Source organism: Pseudarthrobacter sp. AB1 (assembly GCF_014926485.1).
Lineage (GTDB): Bacteria > Actinomycetota > Actinomycetes > Actinomycetales > Micrococcaceae > Arthrobacter.
Map to the genome: position 1 here is coordinate 1 of NZ_PZKO01000077.1, position 15,256 is coordinate 15,256.

The 15,256-nt window shown below is 62.5% G+C and carries 13 protein-coding genes and 2 pseudogenes; 11 read left to right on the top strand and 4 right to left on the bottom strand.

All coding sequences use genetic code 11. From position 1 onward, the window contains the following. Positions 1 to 230 (bottom strand): annotated as a pseudogene (locus DAD99_RS22395) (IS21 family transposase); the annotation flags it as partial. A gap of 382 nt (positions 231 to 612) precedes the next feature. Here DAD99_RS22395 and DAD99_RS21095 point away from each other — a divergent pair. The 7 genes from DAD99_RS21095 to DAD99_RS21125 all read left to right on the top strand — a co-directional run bounded on the left by DAD99_RS21095 (position 613) and on the right by DAD99_RS21125 (position 9,687). Beyond that, positions 613 to 1,254, top strand: a complete 642-nt coding sequence (locus DAD99_RS21095; RefSeq protein WP_193343136.1) for a hypothetical protein — start codon at positions 613 to 615, stop codon at positions 1,252 to 1,254. A gap of 47 nt (positions 1,255 to 1,301) precedes the next feature. Continuing rightward, positions 1,302 to 1,490 (top strand): helix-turn-helix domain-containing protein, encoded by a 189-nt coding sequence (locus DAD99_RS21100; RefSeq protein ID WP_227008363.1) that lies wholly within the window; start codon positions 1,302 to 1,304, stop codon positions 1,488 to 1,490. An 11-nt stretch (positions 1,491 to 1,501) separates the two neighbouring features. After that, positions 1,502 to 2,974: a glycosyltransferase 87 family protein gene (locus tag DAD99_RS21105; RefSeq protein WP_193343137.1), complete on the top strand. Its 1,473-nt coding sequence runs from the start codon at positions 1,502 to 1,504 to the stop codon at positions 2,972 to 2,974. A 225-nt stretch (positions 2,975 to 3,199) separates the two neighbouring features. Continuing rightward, complete coding sequence (locus tag DAD99_RS21110) at positions 3,200 to 3,784, top strand: recombinase family protein (RefSeq protein WP_227008364.1); 585 nt, start codon at positions 3,200 to 3,202, stop codon at positions 3,782 to 3,784. Between the two features lie 147 nt (positions 3,785 to 3,931). After that, positions 3,932 to 4,243 carry a hypothetical protein gene (locus DAD99_RS21115; protein WP_193343138.1) on the top strand — a complete coding sequence of 104 codons (312 nt, stop codon included), beginning with the start codon at positions 3,932 to 3,934 and terminating at the stop codon, positions 4,241 to 4,243. 389 nt (positions 4,244 to 4,632) lie between these two features. After that, the gene (locus DAD99_RS21120) at positions 4,633 to 9,357 is read left to right on the top strand and encodes a DEAD/DEAH box helicase family protein (RefSeq protein WP_193343139.1); all 4,725 of its coding nucleotides are present in this window, start codon (positions 4,633 to 4,635) and stop codon (positions 9,355 to 9,357) included. A gap of 39 nt (positions 9,358 to 9,396) precedes the next feature. After that, positions 9,397 to 9,687, top strand: coding sequence for a helix-turn-helix domain-containing protein (locus DAD99_RS21125; protein WP_193343140.1), 291 nt, complete (start codon positions 9,397 to 9,399; stop codon positions 9,685 to 9,687). 338 nt (positions 9,688 to 10,025) lie between these two features. On the opposite strand, the gene DAD99_RS21130 is transcribed toward DAD99_RS21125, so the two are convergent. Beyond that, positions 10,026 to 10,331 carry a hypothetical protein gene (locus DAD99_RS21130; RefSeq protein WP_193343141.1) on the bottom strand — a complete coding sequence of 102 codons (306 nt, stop codon included), beginning with the start codon at positions 10,329 to 10,331 and terminating at the stop codon, positions 10,026 to 10,028. Between the two features lie 27 nt (positions 10,332 to 10,358). Beyond that, the gene (locus DAD99_RS21135; RefSeq protein WP_193343142.1) at positions 10,359 to 11,063 is read right to left on the bottom strand and encodes a hypothetical protein; all 705 of its coding nucleotides are present in this window, start codon (positions 11,061 to 11,063) and stop codon (positions 10,359 to 10,361) included. 224 nt (positions 11,064 to 11,287) lie between these two features. Here DAD99_RS21135 and mobC point away from each other — a divergent pair, with 224 nt between their 5' ends. The 4 genes and pseudogenes from mobC to DAD99_RS21155 all read left to right on the top strand — a co-directional run. Further along, positions 11,288 to 11,680 carry a plasmid mobilization relaxosome protein MobC gene (gene mobC / locus DAD99_RS21140; RefSeq protein ID WP_193343143.1) on the top strand — a complete coding sequence of 131 codons (393 nt, stop codon included), beginning with the start codon at positions 11,288 to 11,290 and terminating at the stop codon, positions 11,678 to 11,680. Positions 11,681 to 11,682: 2 nt separating this feature from the next. Beyond that, on the top strand, positions 11,683 to 13,323 hold the full coding sequence (locus tag DAD99_RS21145; RefSeq protein ID WP_193343144.1) for a relaxase/mobilization nuclease domain-containing protein: 1,641 nt from the start codon (positions 11,683 to 11,685) through the stop codon (positions 13,321 to 13,323). Positions 13,324 to 13,355: 32 nt separating this feature from the next. After that, positions 13,356 to 14,588, top strand: coding sequence for a hypothetical protein (locus DAD99_RS21150; protein WP_193343145.1), 1,233 nt, complete (start codon positions 13,356 to 13,358; stop codon positions 14,586 to 14,588). A gap of 54 nt (positions 14,589 to 14,642) precedes the next feature. Continuing rightward, positions 14,643 to 14,972 (top strand): annotated as a pseudogene (locus DAD99_RS21155) (DUF1016 N-terminal domain-containing protein); the annotation flags it as partial. 5 nt (positions 14,973 to 14,977) lie between these two features. On the opposite strand, the gene DAD99_RS21160 reads toward DAD99_RS21155, so the two are convergent. Further along, positions 14,978 to 15,130, bottom strand: a complete 153-nt coding sequence (locus DAD99_RS21160) for a hypothetical protein (RefSeq protein ID WP_193342273.1) — start codon at positions 15,128 to 15,130, stop codon at positions 14,978 to 14,980. Positions 15,131 to 15,256: the final 126 nt, after the last annotated feature.

Consider the following 15,256-nt stretch of genomic DNA (forward strand, 5'->3'; position numbering starts at 1 on the left):
GTCGCTGCCGGCATCGTCGGCGTCTTCACCAACAACTCCCGCACCCTGGGAGCAAACGCATCAAAACTCGACACCCCGGCCGCCCGCTGATACTTCGGCGCCCGGTCCGACTCCAAAGCCCGATCCACCGTTCCGCGGGAAACCCCCACGATCCTGCCGATCTCACGCTTCGAGTGCTTGCCCGTCGAAAACAGGTGGCGTATCTCCGCCCAATCATCCAAATTGATCACCTTCCATAATGGTCGGTGGCCCTATTTTCAGTTGGCGTTCCTGGCCCTATTTTCGGTTGGCGTTAACAGTCCGGACTGGCCCCTCCGACCAGATCAAACCCCGGCCCTACAGGCCCCATTGCGCCGGACGTCAAAACCTTAGCGTTGGATATTTCACTTTTTCACAAGCCACCCCATATAGACCGTCTAACCGTATTCATAGGATGGGCGCGCTCGGAGGAGCACGGCTGGGTCAAGGATCATCGATCTTGTGGGTTCCAGCGAAGGGAGAGAGCTCCCATTGGGGGTTCCTCAAACGGACAAGGGCCTGTCGCTTGATTGAGTCTCCCCACACCTGTACTTTACGATTATCGTAAATAACGAATATCGTAAAGGTGGGTTCATGATTTACCAGCTACTCTCGGGTGCTCGACGTGTTGTGGCATTGGCGTCTGTGGGCGTTTTTGCTGTTATCTCGCTTGGCCTCGGCTGGTACGTGGGTTACGAGGCATGGCTCAGGATCCTGGAAGCCGAGTCGGGCCGCGCAGACTTTTCCGTTCCTGCCTTCCAGACTTTTAATCAGGGCAGCCTCAACCCTGATGTGGTGTCGTTGCGGGCAGAAACGGTCCAGCTCCAGGTGTCAGGTGTTGAGCCATCTGCGCAGGCACTTTTCATTGCTTCGACGGCACTAACGGCCGCTTCGCTACTCTTCGCCGTAACCACGGTTGTATTGCTGTGTTATCGCCTGGTGCGGGGCGCCCCGTTCAGCGTCGGGTCTACGTGGCTCGTGGCTTTATCTGGGATCGCGGCTTTTGCTGCAGGAATAGTTGGACCCGTACTGGAAGGATCGGCGAAGCAGATTACCGTCGCCAACCTGTCGGGAATTTCATCCCAAGGCAGCCCGATCGGGCTTGGGGACACCGTGTTTTATATCAGCTCAAGCCTTGAGCTGATGCCCTTGTGCGTCGGGCTGGCCGCATTGCTTCTGGCCGCTGTGTTCCGCAGAGGTGACGTGCTCCACCGGGACGCTAAGGGTCTGGTCTAGTGAAACGAACACGCAGGCCGACTCAGGAACCGCTTATCGTCTGCCACTTGGACGAACTGCTCAAAGCCGCCGACATGACGCTGACTGAACTCAGCAAAAGAGTGGGAGTCAGCATAGTGAACCTTTCCCTGCTCAAGAACGGACATGCCAAAGCAATCCGGTTTTCAACCCTGAGCGCGATATGCCACGCGCTGGCCTGTGACGTCGGGGACCTCCTGACGATTTACAGGCCCTGAGAGAAGTCCCCATGCATACCGCCTACGGCCGCGCTCCTGTTCGGGATTCGCGAACTGTCAGCGTCCTCAATGAAACGCTGCGGCGCAAGAACACGAGTCTCGAAGGAGCCTCGGAGCTATCCGGAGTCGCTCTGGCCGACCTACGGAAACTCCATGACGGGGACGCGGCCTCCATCCGGGTCTCCACCCTGATCGCCCTCTGCACTGCCCTGGACTGCGCCCCCGAGGATGTCCTGCGCGTCCAAAACCAGCCGCAACAGATCTCCCTGCGCAAGGAAGGCCTGATTCGGCGGACTGTGGCCTACCAATCCCGGGTGCTGAGCACCTTGGCGCTCCTGGCCGGCAGCACCCTCAGCGTCTGGTTCCTGGTCGCCGTCGTCAGTCAGATCAACCCGGTCGATTTCTACGTATACCATTACGCTGCATCCCTCGCATTTGCCGGGGAGAACATCTACGCCGGTAACATCCAGGGCATCGACATGCCAGCGGGAGGTTTACCGTTCACGTATGCGCCCTTCGCCGCATTGGTCCTGTTGCCACTGAACCTGTTCCCAGCCCCCGTCGCGTACCTTCTCTGGTCCGGCGCCTCAGCCTTGATCATGACCTCGGTACTAAGAAATCTCCTGCCGCCGGTTCACAGGAACAAGCCGTTCATAGTCGGGGCCCTTGCGCTAACCGCCTCCGGCAGCATCGTCATGGCGAGCCACATCATTTTTGGGCAGATCAATGTCTTCCTCATGGCGCTAGTGCTGTTCGACGTATGCCGGAACAATGAAGGCCGGTTTCTACGGAGAATCCCACGCGGGGCACTCATTGGTGTGGCCGCCGCCGTAAAGCTCACTCCCGCGCTTTTCATCGTCTACTTCATCATCTCCGGACAAAAGCGAGCCGCAGCGGGAAGCGCGCTGGCAGCCGGCGCCGCGACGGTCCTGGCCTTCATGATTTTCCCCGAGATGAGCCTGGACTTTATGACTCGGGTCCTTTGGAACCTCTCCGACACGGTTTCACTCAACGGGTTCTTCGCTACCTCGGGCAACAACTCAATCCAAGGGGCTTTCGCGGCGCTCGGTACCTGGACAGCCCTACCAGCACTCGTGCTCACGCTGGCCGTGGCCGCCCTTGGCCTGAATGCCGCGTCAATCACCTACCGACGGGGCGAAGCTGTCCAAGCAGCAATCATCGTCGGCCTCACTGCCTGCCTCGTTTCACCGGTGAGCTGGATGCATCACTGGGTCTACCTCCTGCCAGGTCTGATAGTCCTCTGGAAACAGGGTGGGCAGAAAACCCGAGCATTCTGCTACGTCAGCGCCGTCATCCTCCTAGCCACCGGACCCAACCTCGGCGACATCCTCTTCAGTTTTGACCAGCCCCTTCTGCTGCCACTCGCGGTCACACTTCGCGAATCACTACTCCTCATGGGAATCGTCAGTATCGCGCTCCTCGCCAGGGGTGTCCGAGACCGAGTAACCGACTCGGATTCCTAACCGTTGGCCGAGAACGAAGAAGCGTCCCGTAGAGGGTTCCCCTTGCGGACAAGCAATTGTGCAGGCGACTTTGGACATTTCGTGCAGTCGACTTCGGAAAATGACATCTCAAAATCGGCATTGACGGTGCTACGCTGTTTCAGAACTCGACTACGAAATCTACGAAGACCGTGTTAGTCAAAACTCCGTGGGCGACGGTTTTTGACTGAAGGAGGGGGAATTGATTTGGCTACGTTGATGGGTTACGCCCGAGTAAGCACTACTGAGCAGTCGGTGGACCTGCAGCTGGATGAATTGAACGCTGCCGGGTGCTTCCGGATCTGGACAGATTTTGCGTCGGGTGCGACAGCGGAACGACCGCAGTGGCAGGACTGCCTGGATCACCTCCAGCCGGGGAACATTCTGGTGGTCAACGATTTGTCCCGGCTCGGCCGGAACACGGCCGACCTCGCCGGCATAGTGAAAACGTTGGCCGACCGGCACATTGGCCTCCAGTCACTGACAGAGACCTGGCTGGACACCACTACGTCCCAGGGCGTGCTGATGTTCCACTTCTTCTCCGCCATCGCCGAGTACGAGCGGAACCGGCTGCGTGAAAGGACCATGGCCGGCCTCGCAGCGGCGAAAGCCCGCGGCCGCGTCGGTGGACGGCCAACCAAGATGACGCCGGACAAGGCTGACACTGCCCACAGAATGCGTGGCGAGAAGCGCACGATCCGCGCCATCGCCAAAACCATCGAGGTCAGCGAGGCGACCGTCGTGCGTGAGCTCGCCCGTCAGCGGAAGAGCCTTCAGGTACCGCAAGAGTAGGGTGCGGCTGTTAATCCTCGGACGCCTTCGCTAGCGTGGAGGCAAACGGAGGGGGAGCGGCGCACATGGCACCGAGGAAATCTAAGAACCACATTGAGGGTCAGCTGAGTCTTGAGTCCTTGTGGGCCGAACCGGAAGAGGTAATCAATGAACGAGCACGGCAGACACGCCATGAAAACTATGAAGAATCACGACCCGGAGAGCTTCGCGCAGATAGCGGACCCCGAGACACACTTTTCGACCTTGGGGGAGGAGATACAGCAGGCAATCTGGGACCTCAGCGAACAACTGACACCAACCAGGGGCTCGGAACCGCCGATGGAGTACATCGGGCTGGCGAACATGGCCAAGCTCCGGGCACGCGAGATGGTGTACCAGGAGATGATCTACGACAGCCTTCCCGCGGAGCCGGAGGAGATGGAGCCGACCTACGGGCGCCAGGAGGACGAGGAGAGCTAGAGGCAGAACCTCAGCAGCAGCCACCAGCGGGTGCGACGGCCGGACGGTTCCGCCCAGCATCCCAGGCCGATCTTGCCCCCTCGGGACAGAAAGCCCGCTTCGCAGCAAACGTAGAAGCAATCCGCATCGTCCGGGAGCTGGAGGACCAGCAGAGGCCGGCCACCGAGGCAGAACAGCGTTCCCTGGCGCGATGGTCCAGCTGGGGAGCGGTACCCCGACTATTCGATAAGACCGAATGGGCGGCCGAGCGCACCCAGCTGCAGGAAGTCCTGAGCGAGCGCGAGTATGCCGCAGCGTCGCGGACCACGACGAACGCGTATTACACCGACGCCGCCCTGGTAAAGGAAATTTGGTCCGCCGTCGACCGTCTCGGCTTCACCGGGGGAGAGGTGCTGGAACCCGGATCCGGCGCGGGAACATTCATTGGTTTGGCCCCGGAAGGCGCCCGGATGACCGGCGTGGAGCTTGATCCGCTGACAGCCTCAATTTCCCGGGGCCTGTACCCCGACGCGACGATCCGCAGCGAGTCCTTCGCGGACACCCCGATCAAATCCAACTCCTTTGACCTCGCTGTCGGCAACGTCCCGTTCAGCAAGAACACGCTTTACGACAAGACCCACAACGCCGACTCCCGGCACTCCATGCACAACCACTTCATCCTCAAGAGCCTGGCCGCTGTGAAACCCGGCGGCTACGTCGCCGTGCTGACCTCCAGCTTCACCCTGGACGCAACCAACCCCACCTCGAGGCGGGAGATGAGCGCCATGGCGGATCTGGTGGGAGCCGTGCGCCTGCCCACCGGTGCCCACCGGCGAGCCGCCGGCACCGAAGCACTCACAGACCTGCTGCTGCTGCGCAAGCGCGAGCCGGACCGGGAGCCTGCCAACACGGACTGGGAAACTGTCGGGCCCGTCATCATCGACGGCCGTGACGTGAAGATCAATAACTACTTTGACCTGAACCCGCAAAACGTCCTCGGGCAGATCACCGTTGGGAACGGCATGTACGGCGAGGAAACCGTCAGCGTCAAAGCCGACGACCTCGCCGCCGTCCCGCAGCTGCTCGCCCAGCGGCTCGACGCCGTTGTGCAGGAAGCACTGGACCGCGGCCTGAACCACGCCCCTGCCGAGCCTGCCCCGGGGAAAATCCCAGCCGCACTCCTGCCGTCCACGGGGCAGGAATGGGACGGCACCATCATCGCCCAACAAGACGGAACCTTCACTGTTGCCCGTGCAGGGGAACAGGTTCCGTTCCCGGTACCCAAAGCGCATGCTGCGGAGCTGAGCGACCTGTTGGGGATGCGCGACGGAGCACGCGCCCTGTTGGAGATGGAAGCTTCCGACAGCGAAGACACCCCGGCGATGTCGGCTCAACGAACCGCCCTGGCTGACCAGTACACGGCATATGCCGCTAAATATGGGCCGCTGAACCGCTTCACGGAATCTGTCCGCACGGACAAGGAAACGGGCGAGAACATCATCACTCGCCGTGCAGCACCCGCCGTGCGGATCCTGCGCCAGACGGACCCCTTCGGCACTCTGCCGCCGGCCCTGGAGAGGTTCAACGAGGAAACGCAGACCGCGACACCCGCGGCTCTGCTTCAGCATCGGCAGGTAGTCGCCCGCAAACCGCTCATGGGCGCGGACACCGTTGACGAAGCCCTCGCCATCGCCCTGGACACCTACGGCGCCCCCGAGCTGGACCAGATCGCGGACCTGCTGGGCGTCACGGAAGAGGAAGCCCGCGATCAGTTGGGCACGCTCGTGTTTGATGACCCGGAAACCGGCAAGCTCGTCACAGCACCGGAATACCTGTCCGGGAACGTCCGGACCAAGCTCGACGCCGCCCGCGCTGCGGCGGCCGAGGACGAGCGCCTGAGCGTGAACGTCACCGCGCTGGAGGAAGTTCAGCCGCCGCGGGTCGGCATGGAAGACGTCGAGGCGCGAATCGGCGCGGTCTGGATCTCTCCCGAGGAACACCAACGCTTCGTCCAGGACATCCTGGCCGATCCCAACGCCAGCGTGACCAGCGTCGGCAGCGGCATCTGGCGGGTCAAAGCCAACAGGGGAACGGTCCGTTCCACGAACGAGTGGGGGACGGGCCGCCGGCCCGCCCCGGACCTGCTGCAAAGCATCCTGGAACAAAAGAGCATTCAGGTCGAGGACAAGAACGAGGACGGCAAACCCGTCGCCAACCTCGAAGAAACCGAAGCGGCCCAGGAAAAGGCCGAGGCCCTGCAGGAACGCTTCGCCGAGTGGGTCTGGGAAGACCCCGAACGCGCCAGCCGGCTCATTGACGAATACAACCGCCGCTTCAACTCCCTGGCCCTGCGCGACTACACCAAGGAAGGCGGCCGCCTGACCCTGCCGGGGCTCGCCAAGACTTTCACCCCGCACCCGCACCAGCGCACCGCCGTGGCGCGCATCATCTCCGAACCGGCGGTGGGACTCTTCCACGAAGTCGGGGCCGGCAAGACCGCCGAAATGGTGATGGGCGCGATGGAACTGAAACGCCTGGGCATGGCCTCCAAGCCCATGGTTGTCGTCCCGAATCACATGCTGGAACAGTTCACCCGTGAGTGGCTGGAACTGTACCCGCAGGCCCGCCTGCTCTCGGCCGGCAGTGATGACATCAAGACCAACAGCGGAGACCTGGCCGCGCGCCGGCAGTTCGTCGCCCGCGCCGCGGCGAACGACTGGGACGGCATCATCATGACCCAGCAGGCCTTCAAGAGCATCGGCGTGAAAGCCGAAACCATTGAGGCCTACCAAGAGTCGATCATCGCCGACGTCCGGCAGACCATCGTCAACGCCCAGGCCGAAGGCGAAGACCGGACCACGGTGAAGAAGCTTGAAACGAAGCTCCAGGCCGAAGAAGAGCGCATGAAGAAGCTCATGGACACCGCGCCGGATCTTGGACTGACATTCGAGGACACCGGGGTGGACTACCTGTTTGTGGACGAAGCGCACGACTACAAGAACCTGCGCACGGTCACCAATATCAAGGGCGCAGAAATTGCCGGGTCCATCCGCGCCACCGACATGCACCTGAAGCTCGAATACCTGCGCAGCACCCACGGGGAACGTGTCGTCACGATGGCAACCGGCACACCGATTGCCAACTCCATCACCGAAGCCCACGTCATGCAGCGCTACCTGCGCCCGGACCTGCTCCAGGCCGCGGGCGTGGAGAACTTCGACGTCTGGGGAGCGACATTCGGGGAAACCGTCACCGCCATCGAGATGGACGCCGGAGGCCGGCTGAAGAACAAGCCGCGTTTCGCGAAGTTCAAGAATGTCCCCGAGATGCTGCGGTCCTTCCACGTCTTCGCGGACGTGAAGCTCTCCGAAGACCTGAACTACCTCAAAAAACCGGACCTCGTCCGCCGCACCGGCGACGGGGAACGACAGCCGGAACTGGTGCTGATCCCGCAGCCGCCCGAACTGGCCGAATACATGAAGGGCCTCGCGGACCGGCTGGACTCCCTCTCCGGCTGGGCTGAGAAGGGCGCGGACAACGCCCTTTCTGTCTACAACGACGGCCGCAAAGCAGCGCTGGACCTGCGCATGGTCGGCATCGAACCCGAATCCGGGACGAAGCTGGACCATGTTGTGGCCAAGACCCTGAAAGTCTGGGAGGAGAACCGGGAGAACGAGTACGAAACCAGCTTCGAATCCGGGATCCCTTCGGCCAACAAGGGTGCGCTGCAGATCATCTTCTGCGACCTCAGCACGCCCTCCAAGAACACCGGTCCCGACGGCAAACCGGTCTGGACCGCCTACCAGCAGATCAAGGACCAGCTCGTTGTCGGAGGCATCCAGGCAGATCAGATCCGGTTCATCCAGGACGCGCCCAAGCCCGAGCAGAAAGCCCAGCTGTTCTCCCAATGCCGTACCGGGGAGGTGGCCGTACTTATCGGCTCCACCGCCATGATGGGAACCGGCACGAACGTCCAGCTCCGCGCCAAAGCGATCCACCACGTCACCTGCCCCTGGCGGCCGGCTGACCTGACCCAGCGCGACGGACGCATCATCCGGCAAGGTAACGCCAACGCTGAAGTCCACAATTTCCAGTACGCCACCGTCGGCAGCTACGACAGCGCCGCCTGGGACGGGATTCAACGCAAGGCCACCATGATCCAGCAAGTTCTCCGCGGACGCCTCGATATCCGCGAGATCGAGGACGTTGGAGACCTTGCCCTCAATGCTGCCCAGATCAAGGCAGCGACCAGCGGCAACCCGCTGGTGATGGACAAGATCGAGGCCGACGCCGCCCGGACCAAACTCGAACGTCTCAAACGCGCCCACGACAAGGGACAAAGCACCCTCTCCTGGACCAAGGCCTCGGCCGAAACCAGCATCAACAAAGCCCAAATCAAGCTGCCCGCATTGCAGGCGGCACTACCGCGCATCACTCCGACCGCAGGGGAGGCCTTCACCGCGACCATCGATGGCAAGAGCTACACCAAACGCCCGGAGGCCGTCGCGGCCATCTCTGAATGGGTCCGTACCCACACGCCGGAATACGGAAACTACTACCGCCAAAAACAGGACCACGGCACCATGGCCACCCTCGGCGGCCACGAGCTGCAAGTCCGCAACGCGGCCGACGACTCCCGGCTCGGCTCCTACCAGGACCTCGCCATCACCCTCAAAGACGTGCCCGCACCACCGCTTGTCTTCACCCGAATGGAGCTGCTGGAAGGAAGCGCCGGCATCATCACCCGGCTGGAAAATAGAGTATCCGGGCTTCCCGACTACGAGGCCCAGCTGCGCCAAACCATCGCCGAGAAACAGGCGGTCCTCTCCGACGTCGAGAGCCAGGCCGGAAAGCCGTTCAAATACGAAGACAAACTCATCACCGCCCGTGCGAAGTGCGCGGAACTGGACGAGAAACTTAAGGCATCCATCGCGCCACCTAAACCGGCACCGGAAGCCGAGGCTTCAACCTCCGAGGCGGACGTGGACCCGGCCGTCGCACGAATGCGCAGACTGCAGGCCGCAAGCTTCCCGGCAGCCCCCAAAAACACCCACCCGAAACCGACTCACCCACAGCAGCAAGCATCATCCGGACACGCGCCAAGTCACACACGTGACGGGGGATTCGAGCGCTAAAACATGGCCATGACCGCACCGGAAAGAAGGGGACTAGGAATGCCTAGAAAGACAGAGGACGTGAACGAGAATCCTGCGCCGACGACGGGTCAGGTGTTCCCCAGGATGCTGACCCTGGAGCAGGTTCAGGATGTCTTGAACGTCAAAGGATCGCTCGTCTACGCGCTGGTTCGCAGCGGTGAGCTCCCTGCAGGCCAGTTCGGTGGCCGCGGGGTTTGGCGGGTGCGGGAAAGTGATCTGATGGCGTACATCGACGCGGCGTTCGCACGAACCGCTGAACGCATTGCTTCGGGTCAGATCCCGGAAGACGACGTTGCCGCGGAAGACTGAACCAGCTGCTGAAATCCCGAAGGCCGGCACCTTGAAAAGGTGCCGGCCTTCGCTGCGTCCGCGGCCGGTCACTCGCTGTCGTCACGGCTGAAAATACCCGGCCACCGCTCAGTGCGGTGGCCGGGTGCATGCAGGCTTGGACCATGGGAGACCTTGCCGCTGGTGACCAACAGCGTGTCCAGGCTGTGCATGATCGCCGGCCACTGTTGGTGAGTTTCGGTCGCATGGTGACCTGGCGATTGTGTTCAGCCGGTCAGGTGGGTCCCGTCGTCCACATGTGTGCGGGAAAAGCCCGAAGGTTGTAGCTTTTGCCGTGCCCATGTGGGCGAGGGGCAGTTTTATTCAGCTCCTGTAGCCCCTTTGGCAGAGGACGGGGAGCCTTTGTCCGTGGTGCGGGTGGTGGTCGGTTTCCGGCGGCGTGCGGCGGCGCCGGACTCGAGACCGAGTTTCTTGAGTTCGTCGGGGCTCCATCCGTCCTTGGTGGCGCGGACGTAGGCCCGTTTGTCGTCACGTTCGGCGTCGGCGAGCTGTTCGCGCAGGTCGGTGATCCGCTGTCGGGTCTTGACCAGGTTCGTGACGGACTCGATGCGTGAGTCGAGGAGGGCGCGTGCCTGTGCTTTTGTCTGTTCAATATCGATGGCCATGGGTCTTGGGTGCCTTTCTGAGGGTGGTTAGCGTTCGAGTTCGACTCGGGTGCCCGGGGAGAGGGCGGAGGACGTCGCTGTTGCGACGGCGGAGAGCGGGGGACGGATGAGCGCAGCGGAGGGGTGCCGGGGAAAGGAAAGTTGGGCGGTCTTCAGTGATGGCGGAAGGTCCGGTTCGGGAAGGGGATCGAATCGGCGTTCGTGCTCTTCGAGGACCTCGTTCAGGGTCGGTCGGTAATAGGCCTGGACTACCTCCGCCTGTGAGGGGAGTTCCTTGGCGATCAGCCGGGCCAGGGTTTCGGCGTGGTGCCGGTCGTGGACAGGCAGGACGCTCTGGAAGGCTAGCTCGAGTTCGAAGAGGACTTCTGTTTGCTCGGCGGCCAGCGGTCTTTCCGTCTCTGCGGCGGGGGAGTGGACCGTCTTTTCTGTGACGTTTCCGGCGTCCGCCGGGACGTCCGCTTCAATGCTGACGCTGTACCCATCGTCGTGGATTCGGGTGGACGTCCCGGTCGCTTCCCGAAGGTGATCGGTGGCGAGGGACTCGACGATACCGGCCGCCCGGTCGAGGTCACCCGAGAGCAGGGTGGCTGCCTCTCCCGCGAGGTACTGCCCTGCGTTGGGTTCTCGGTCAACGTGGAAGTCCACGGTGACCCGACCCGGATGGTTGTAGGCCGGCGCGATGTAGTGGGCGGCTTCGAAACGCACCGCATGGTCTTTGTCATCTTCCAGCATGGTTACCCCCAGGTTTGGCTCGTGTAGACATGACAACCCTACCTGCCGGGCAGGTTGGCGACCCGCTCTAGAGGGTCGCCAACCTTCTAGAGCGGAGCAAGCTATACACTTACACGGGTGTAAATGGCGTGTCGCTTACGGCCTGGCGGCGGTTCGCTTGGCACACTGGTCGTGTGGTCCCCTTTCGGGGTCGCTGCGCTGGGCCGTTGAAGGGATGGATTGGAATGTCGGATGAGGAGTTCACTCACCGTTCCAATCTGTCGCGCCGTCGTCGGGAGAACACCCCCGCCGGCACAAAGAAGCGCCGTGACCTGTGGGTCACTGTGGAGGAAGAAGCGGCGCTCGTCGCCAGGGCTGAGCGCGAGAAGGTTACTGTTCCGAACCTGCTGATTTCGGCAGCATTGTCGGAGCATTCCGATTCACCGACGGAGCGCCGGGCCATTGCTGCGGAACTGATGTCTCTGCATAATCTGTTGGCCCGTTCCTCGAACAACATCAATCAGCTTGCGCGGCAGGCGAACGCCACGAGCGAGTTCCCTGTTGAAGCCCGCGAAGCGTTGAAGCACATCCGCACTGTGGCCATGCGGATTGACGATGCCATTGACGGGCTGATGTAGGGATGATTCCGAACATCACTCGCGGTTCGCGGATGGCCGGCCTCATGGTTTACCTGGCATCGACTGACGTCAACAAGACTAAGAACGCCCACCAGGATCCGCACCTTGTTGCCGGTGACGCTGCCATCATGGCGTGGTATGACGACGGTGTGCTGGACCGCGACGATGCCCTGGCGATTGCCAAGCACCTGGACCGGCCGCGGAAGATGTTCGACGTTTCGGTTCGAATCAAAGACATGCAGTGGGACGCGGCGAAGAAGGAGCGCGTCCACGTCGGGTACAAGGACGCCAGCGTGTGGCACTGCTCGCTGAGCCTGCGCGCCGAAGAGGGCGCACTGACGGACCAGCAGTGGGGCGATATCGCCAACGACTTCGTGGACTCCATGGGCTTCACCGAAGCCAGCGGCAAGGCTCCCTGCCGGTGGGCCGCGGTGAACCACGGCACGTCCGAAAACGGCAACCACCATATTCACCTGGCAGTGTCTCTCGTCCGCGAGGACGGCACCAAGGCTTCCACCCATGGTGACTACAAGCGGGCGCAGCAGACCTGCCGCGAGCTGGAGGTTAAGTACGGTCTGGAACAGCTCTCCACGGTGCACGCGACTCGTGGATACGACCGGGCCGAGAAGGCCACCGCCGTCAGGGACGACCGTGAAATGCACCGGTCATCACTGGCACGAAAGGTGCGTGCCAGCGCCAGCGCCTCAGCGACCGAAGCGGAGTTCGTACGTCGGGCCCGCGACACCGGCCTGCTGGTCCGGCCGCGCTACGCGAAGAACACCACCGACGTCATAGTTGGGTACTCCGTAGCCGAACGTCCCAGCCAGGGAGAGCGGCCGATCTGGTTCGGCGGCGGGACGCTCGCCTCTGACCTGAAACTCGATGCCCTCCGTGAAGAATGGCTCGACTCACCGCACCTTGCCACGGAAGCAGCAGCGGAATGGAACGCAGCGGCACGGAACAAGCGCACGGTCTCCAAGACCGGTCCGGAGAATGCAACGCCGCCGGCAGAAGCGTGGGTGGAGTACACCCGCAACGCGACCGCACTGGCAGACCAACTGCGCACCATTCCACGTGACGACCACGCGACCTGGGCGAAGGCCGCACGGGAAGTCTCTGGTGCGTTTGCTGCATGGTCCTACCGTCTTGAACCGACACCAGGACCGTTGGCGGCTGCTGCCGCTGAACTGTCCCGCACCGCTCAGCTCCGCGCACCACGACTGCACAGCAAACCCGTGGCCCTTCCGTCAATTGCGGGGACGGCCATGTTGTTCATGGCCGCGTCGAGCAAAAGCAAGACGGCAGCACAGAGGGCACTTATGGTGCAGCTGATCAACACCGCCTTTGCGGTGTACGAGATGCACGCCCAGTCCGGGCGGACCCGTGAGGCTCAGCGCATCCGTTCGGTGGTTGAGGAGCAACTGGCTCCGTTCACCGCGACCATGCCTAAGGCGGTTTTGGTTGGTGCCGGGCAGCAGCCGGCAGCTGAGGCTGAAATGCCCCCGAGTGCGATCGACATTGCCCGGCGTGGAATGGTGCCCATCCGTCCGGGGTCAGCGATACCAACGACGCCGACGCCGGCAACACCGGCCAAGACCCACCAGCCCGGCCGACGCGATTCCGGGTCGGACCTCGACCGATAAAAACCACCACCACCAACTGCAAGGGGAGCACGATGAGTGAATCAGATGGAATGGATGACGTCCTGGACGGCGGCCTGCGGCAGTCGTTGATGATCGCCTCACGCATTGCCGAAACACTGGCACGCCGGCGCCAAGAGAGCCAGCGGCAACAGGAACACCAGGACGCCCAGGCAGCGCACGAAGCGCAGGCACGCCTCGCCGCTGAACGCACCGCCGCGCACGCAGCGCTGGCACCCGTGGAGAAGGACCAGTGGTGGGACAAGGCACAACCGAACGACATCGCCACGGCACACGCCGTCGCTGAGGGCTGGAAGGACCACGACCCGGCCGCCCTGGCAGCATCGGAGAGAATCCGTCAGGAAGTCCTCACACGCTACGGCATCGACACCCACGACGTCGGCCCTGACTCCGCCTATCTGGAATCAGGGATCCAGACCATCACCACCGAGAAAGCCCGGCAGGACGAGCTGACCCGCAGCCAGCAAGAAACGCGCAAAGCAGCCGCCGAACACGAGAAGGCAATGCAACTGCTCGCAGCGGCCCGGGCAGAAGAACTCCGCGCACAGGCCGCGAAACTGGCCCCAGAAATGGAACGCCACCAGGTGCCCGTGGAATACCTGGCCAACCCCGAACTGGCCCAGGCACTGCAGACCGCACACAACGCAAAGACCCCCCAAGCGCTGGAGGCAGCGGACGCTACCGTGCAGGAACGCATGTTCCTCATCGGGAAAGACGGGATCAACGGTCCCGACATCGACCAGCTCCGGAAAGAAACCACAGCCAATGTCAACGGTGCCGGTGACTCCCACTTCGAGGATCCCGCGTTCGTGAAAGCCGCCAAGGACATGCGCGAGGCCAAACTCCTGGCAGAGGGAGGCTTCAAAGGCTCCGAGCAGGTGTCACTGGAACAGCGGTACGAACGCGCCGAGAAGGAACTCTTCGCCCGCATGGAAGGCGTCGGCCGCGAGATCGAGAACCGCGTCACCGGCAATGACAGCGGCAGACTCAAGGACCAAAGCCTGAAAGCAGAAACCTCGTCCGCAGCCGGCTACGGTTCGGCCGAACACCATGAGAAGTTTGCTGAGTCCCTGGAAAATACCGGCGCGAATGAAACGCAGATTCGCGGCCGCCTCGCCGCAGCCCGGAGCGAGGGAACGCACCCCAGCGCAGCAGTCACCATGGGCAAGGGCGCCGCCAAGGCCAGAAAGACCCGCACAGGGGCGGCAGTGGGCGTCGAAAGAGGTAAAGGCGGCCCCAGCCGCTAATTCGACAGCGAACGGGGCGTCCTCATGTCGGTGCCGATCGATAGGATCAAACCCATGACTGCCCGCGACCTCGACCTGCCTGCCGGCTACACCGACCTCCTTGGCGAGCTCAAGAATCGGGTGCGGGCTGCCCGCACCCAGGCACTCCGGACCGTTAACACCCAGCTCATCGCACTGTACTGGTCCATCGGCAAGACCATCCTGGAACGCCAGGCAGCTGAAGGATGGGGGAGTGGAGTCATCGGAAGGCTGGCCGAAGACCTGGGAACGGAGTTCCCGGACATGAAAGGACTGTCACGGTCGAACCTGCAGTACATGCGCAGCTTCGCTGAGGCCTGGCCGGAACTCGACCCAAATGTCCCACAGGCGGTTTTCGGTACTCCCAGGCACTAATCGTCGCGGATGACCTGCGGTTCCATGTTGTTGAGTGCACTGGCCGAGGTGAGGGCGGTCTGGCGGCGTGTGGTGGCCGGCAGCTGCTCAAAGAATGGCGATGACCCTGAGTCGTTGTTGCCAGGGACGAACCTGGAGACCTGCTCCACTGGTGTCAGGCGTCAGGCGTCGGGGTCGTGGCCGAGGATTGTGAGCAGATCCCGAAGCGACATCCTTACTTGCTCGTATCCGTGTTGATAGAAATGCGGGGTCATCTCGTGCAGGCCCGTGTCGTC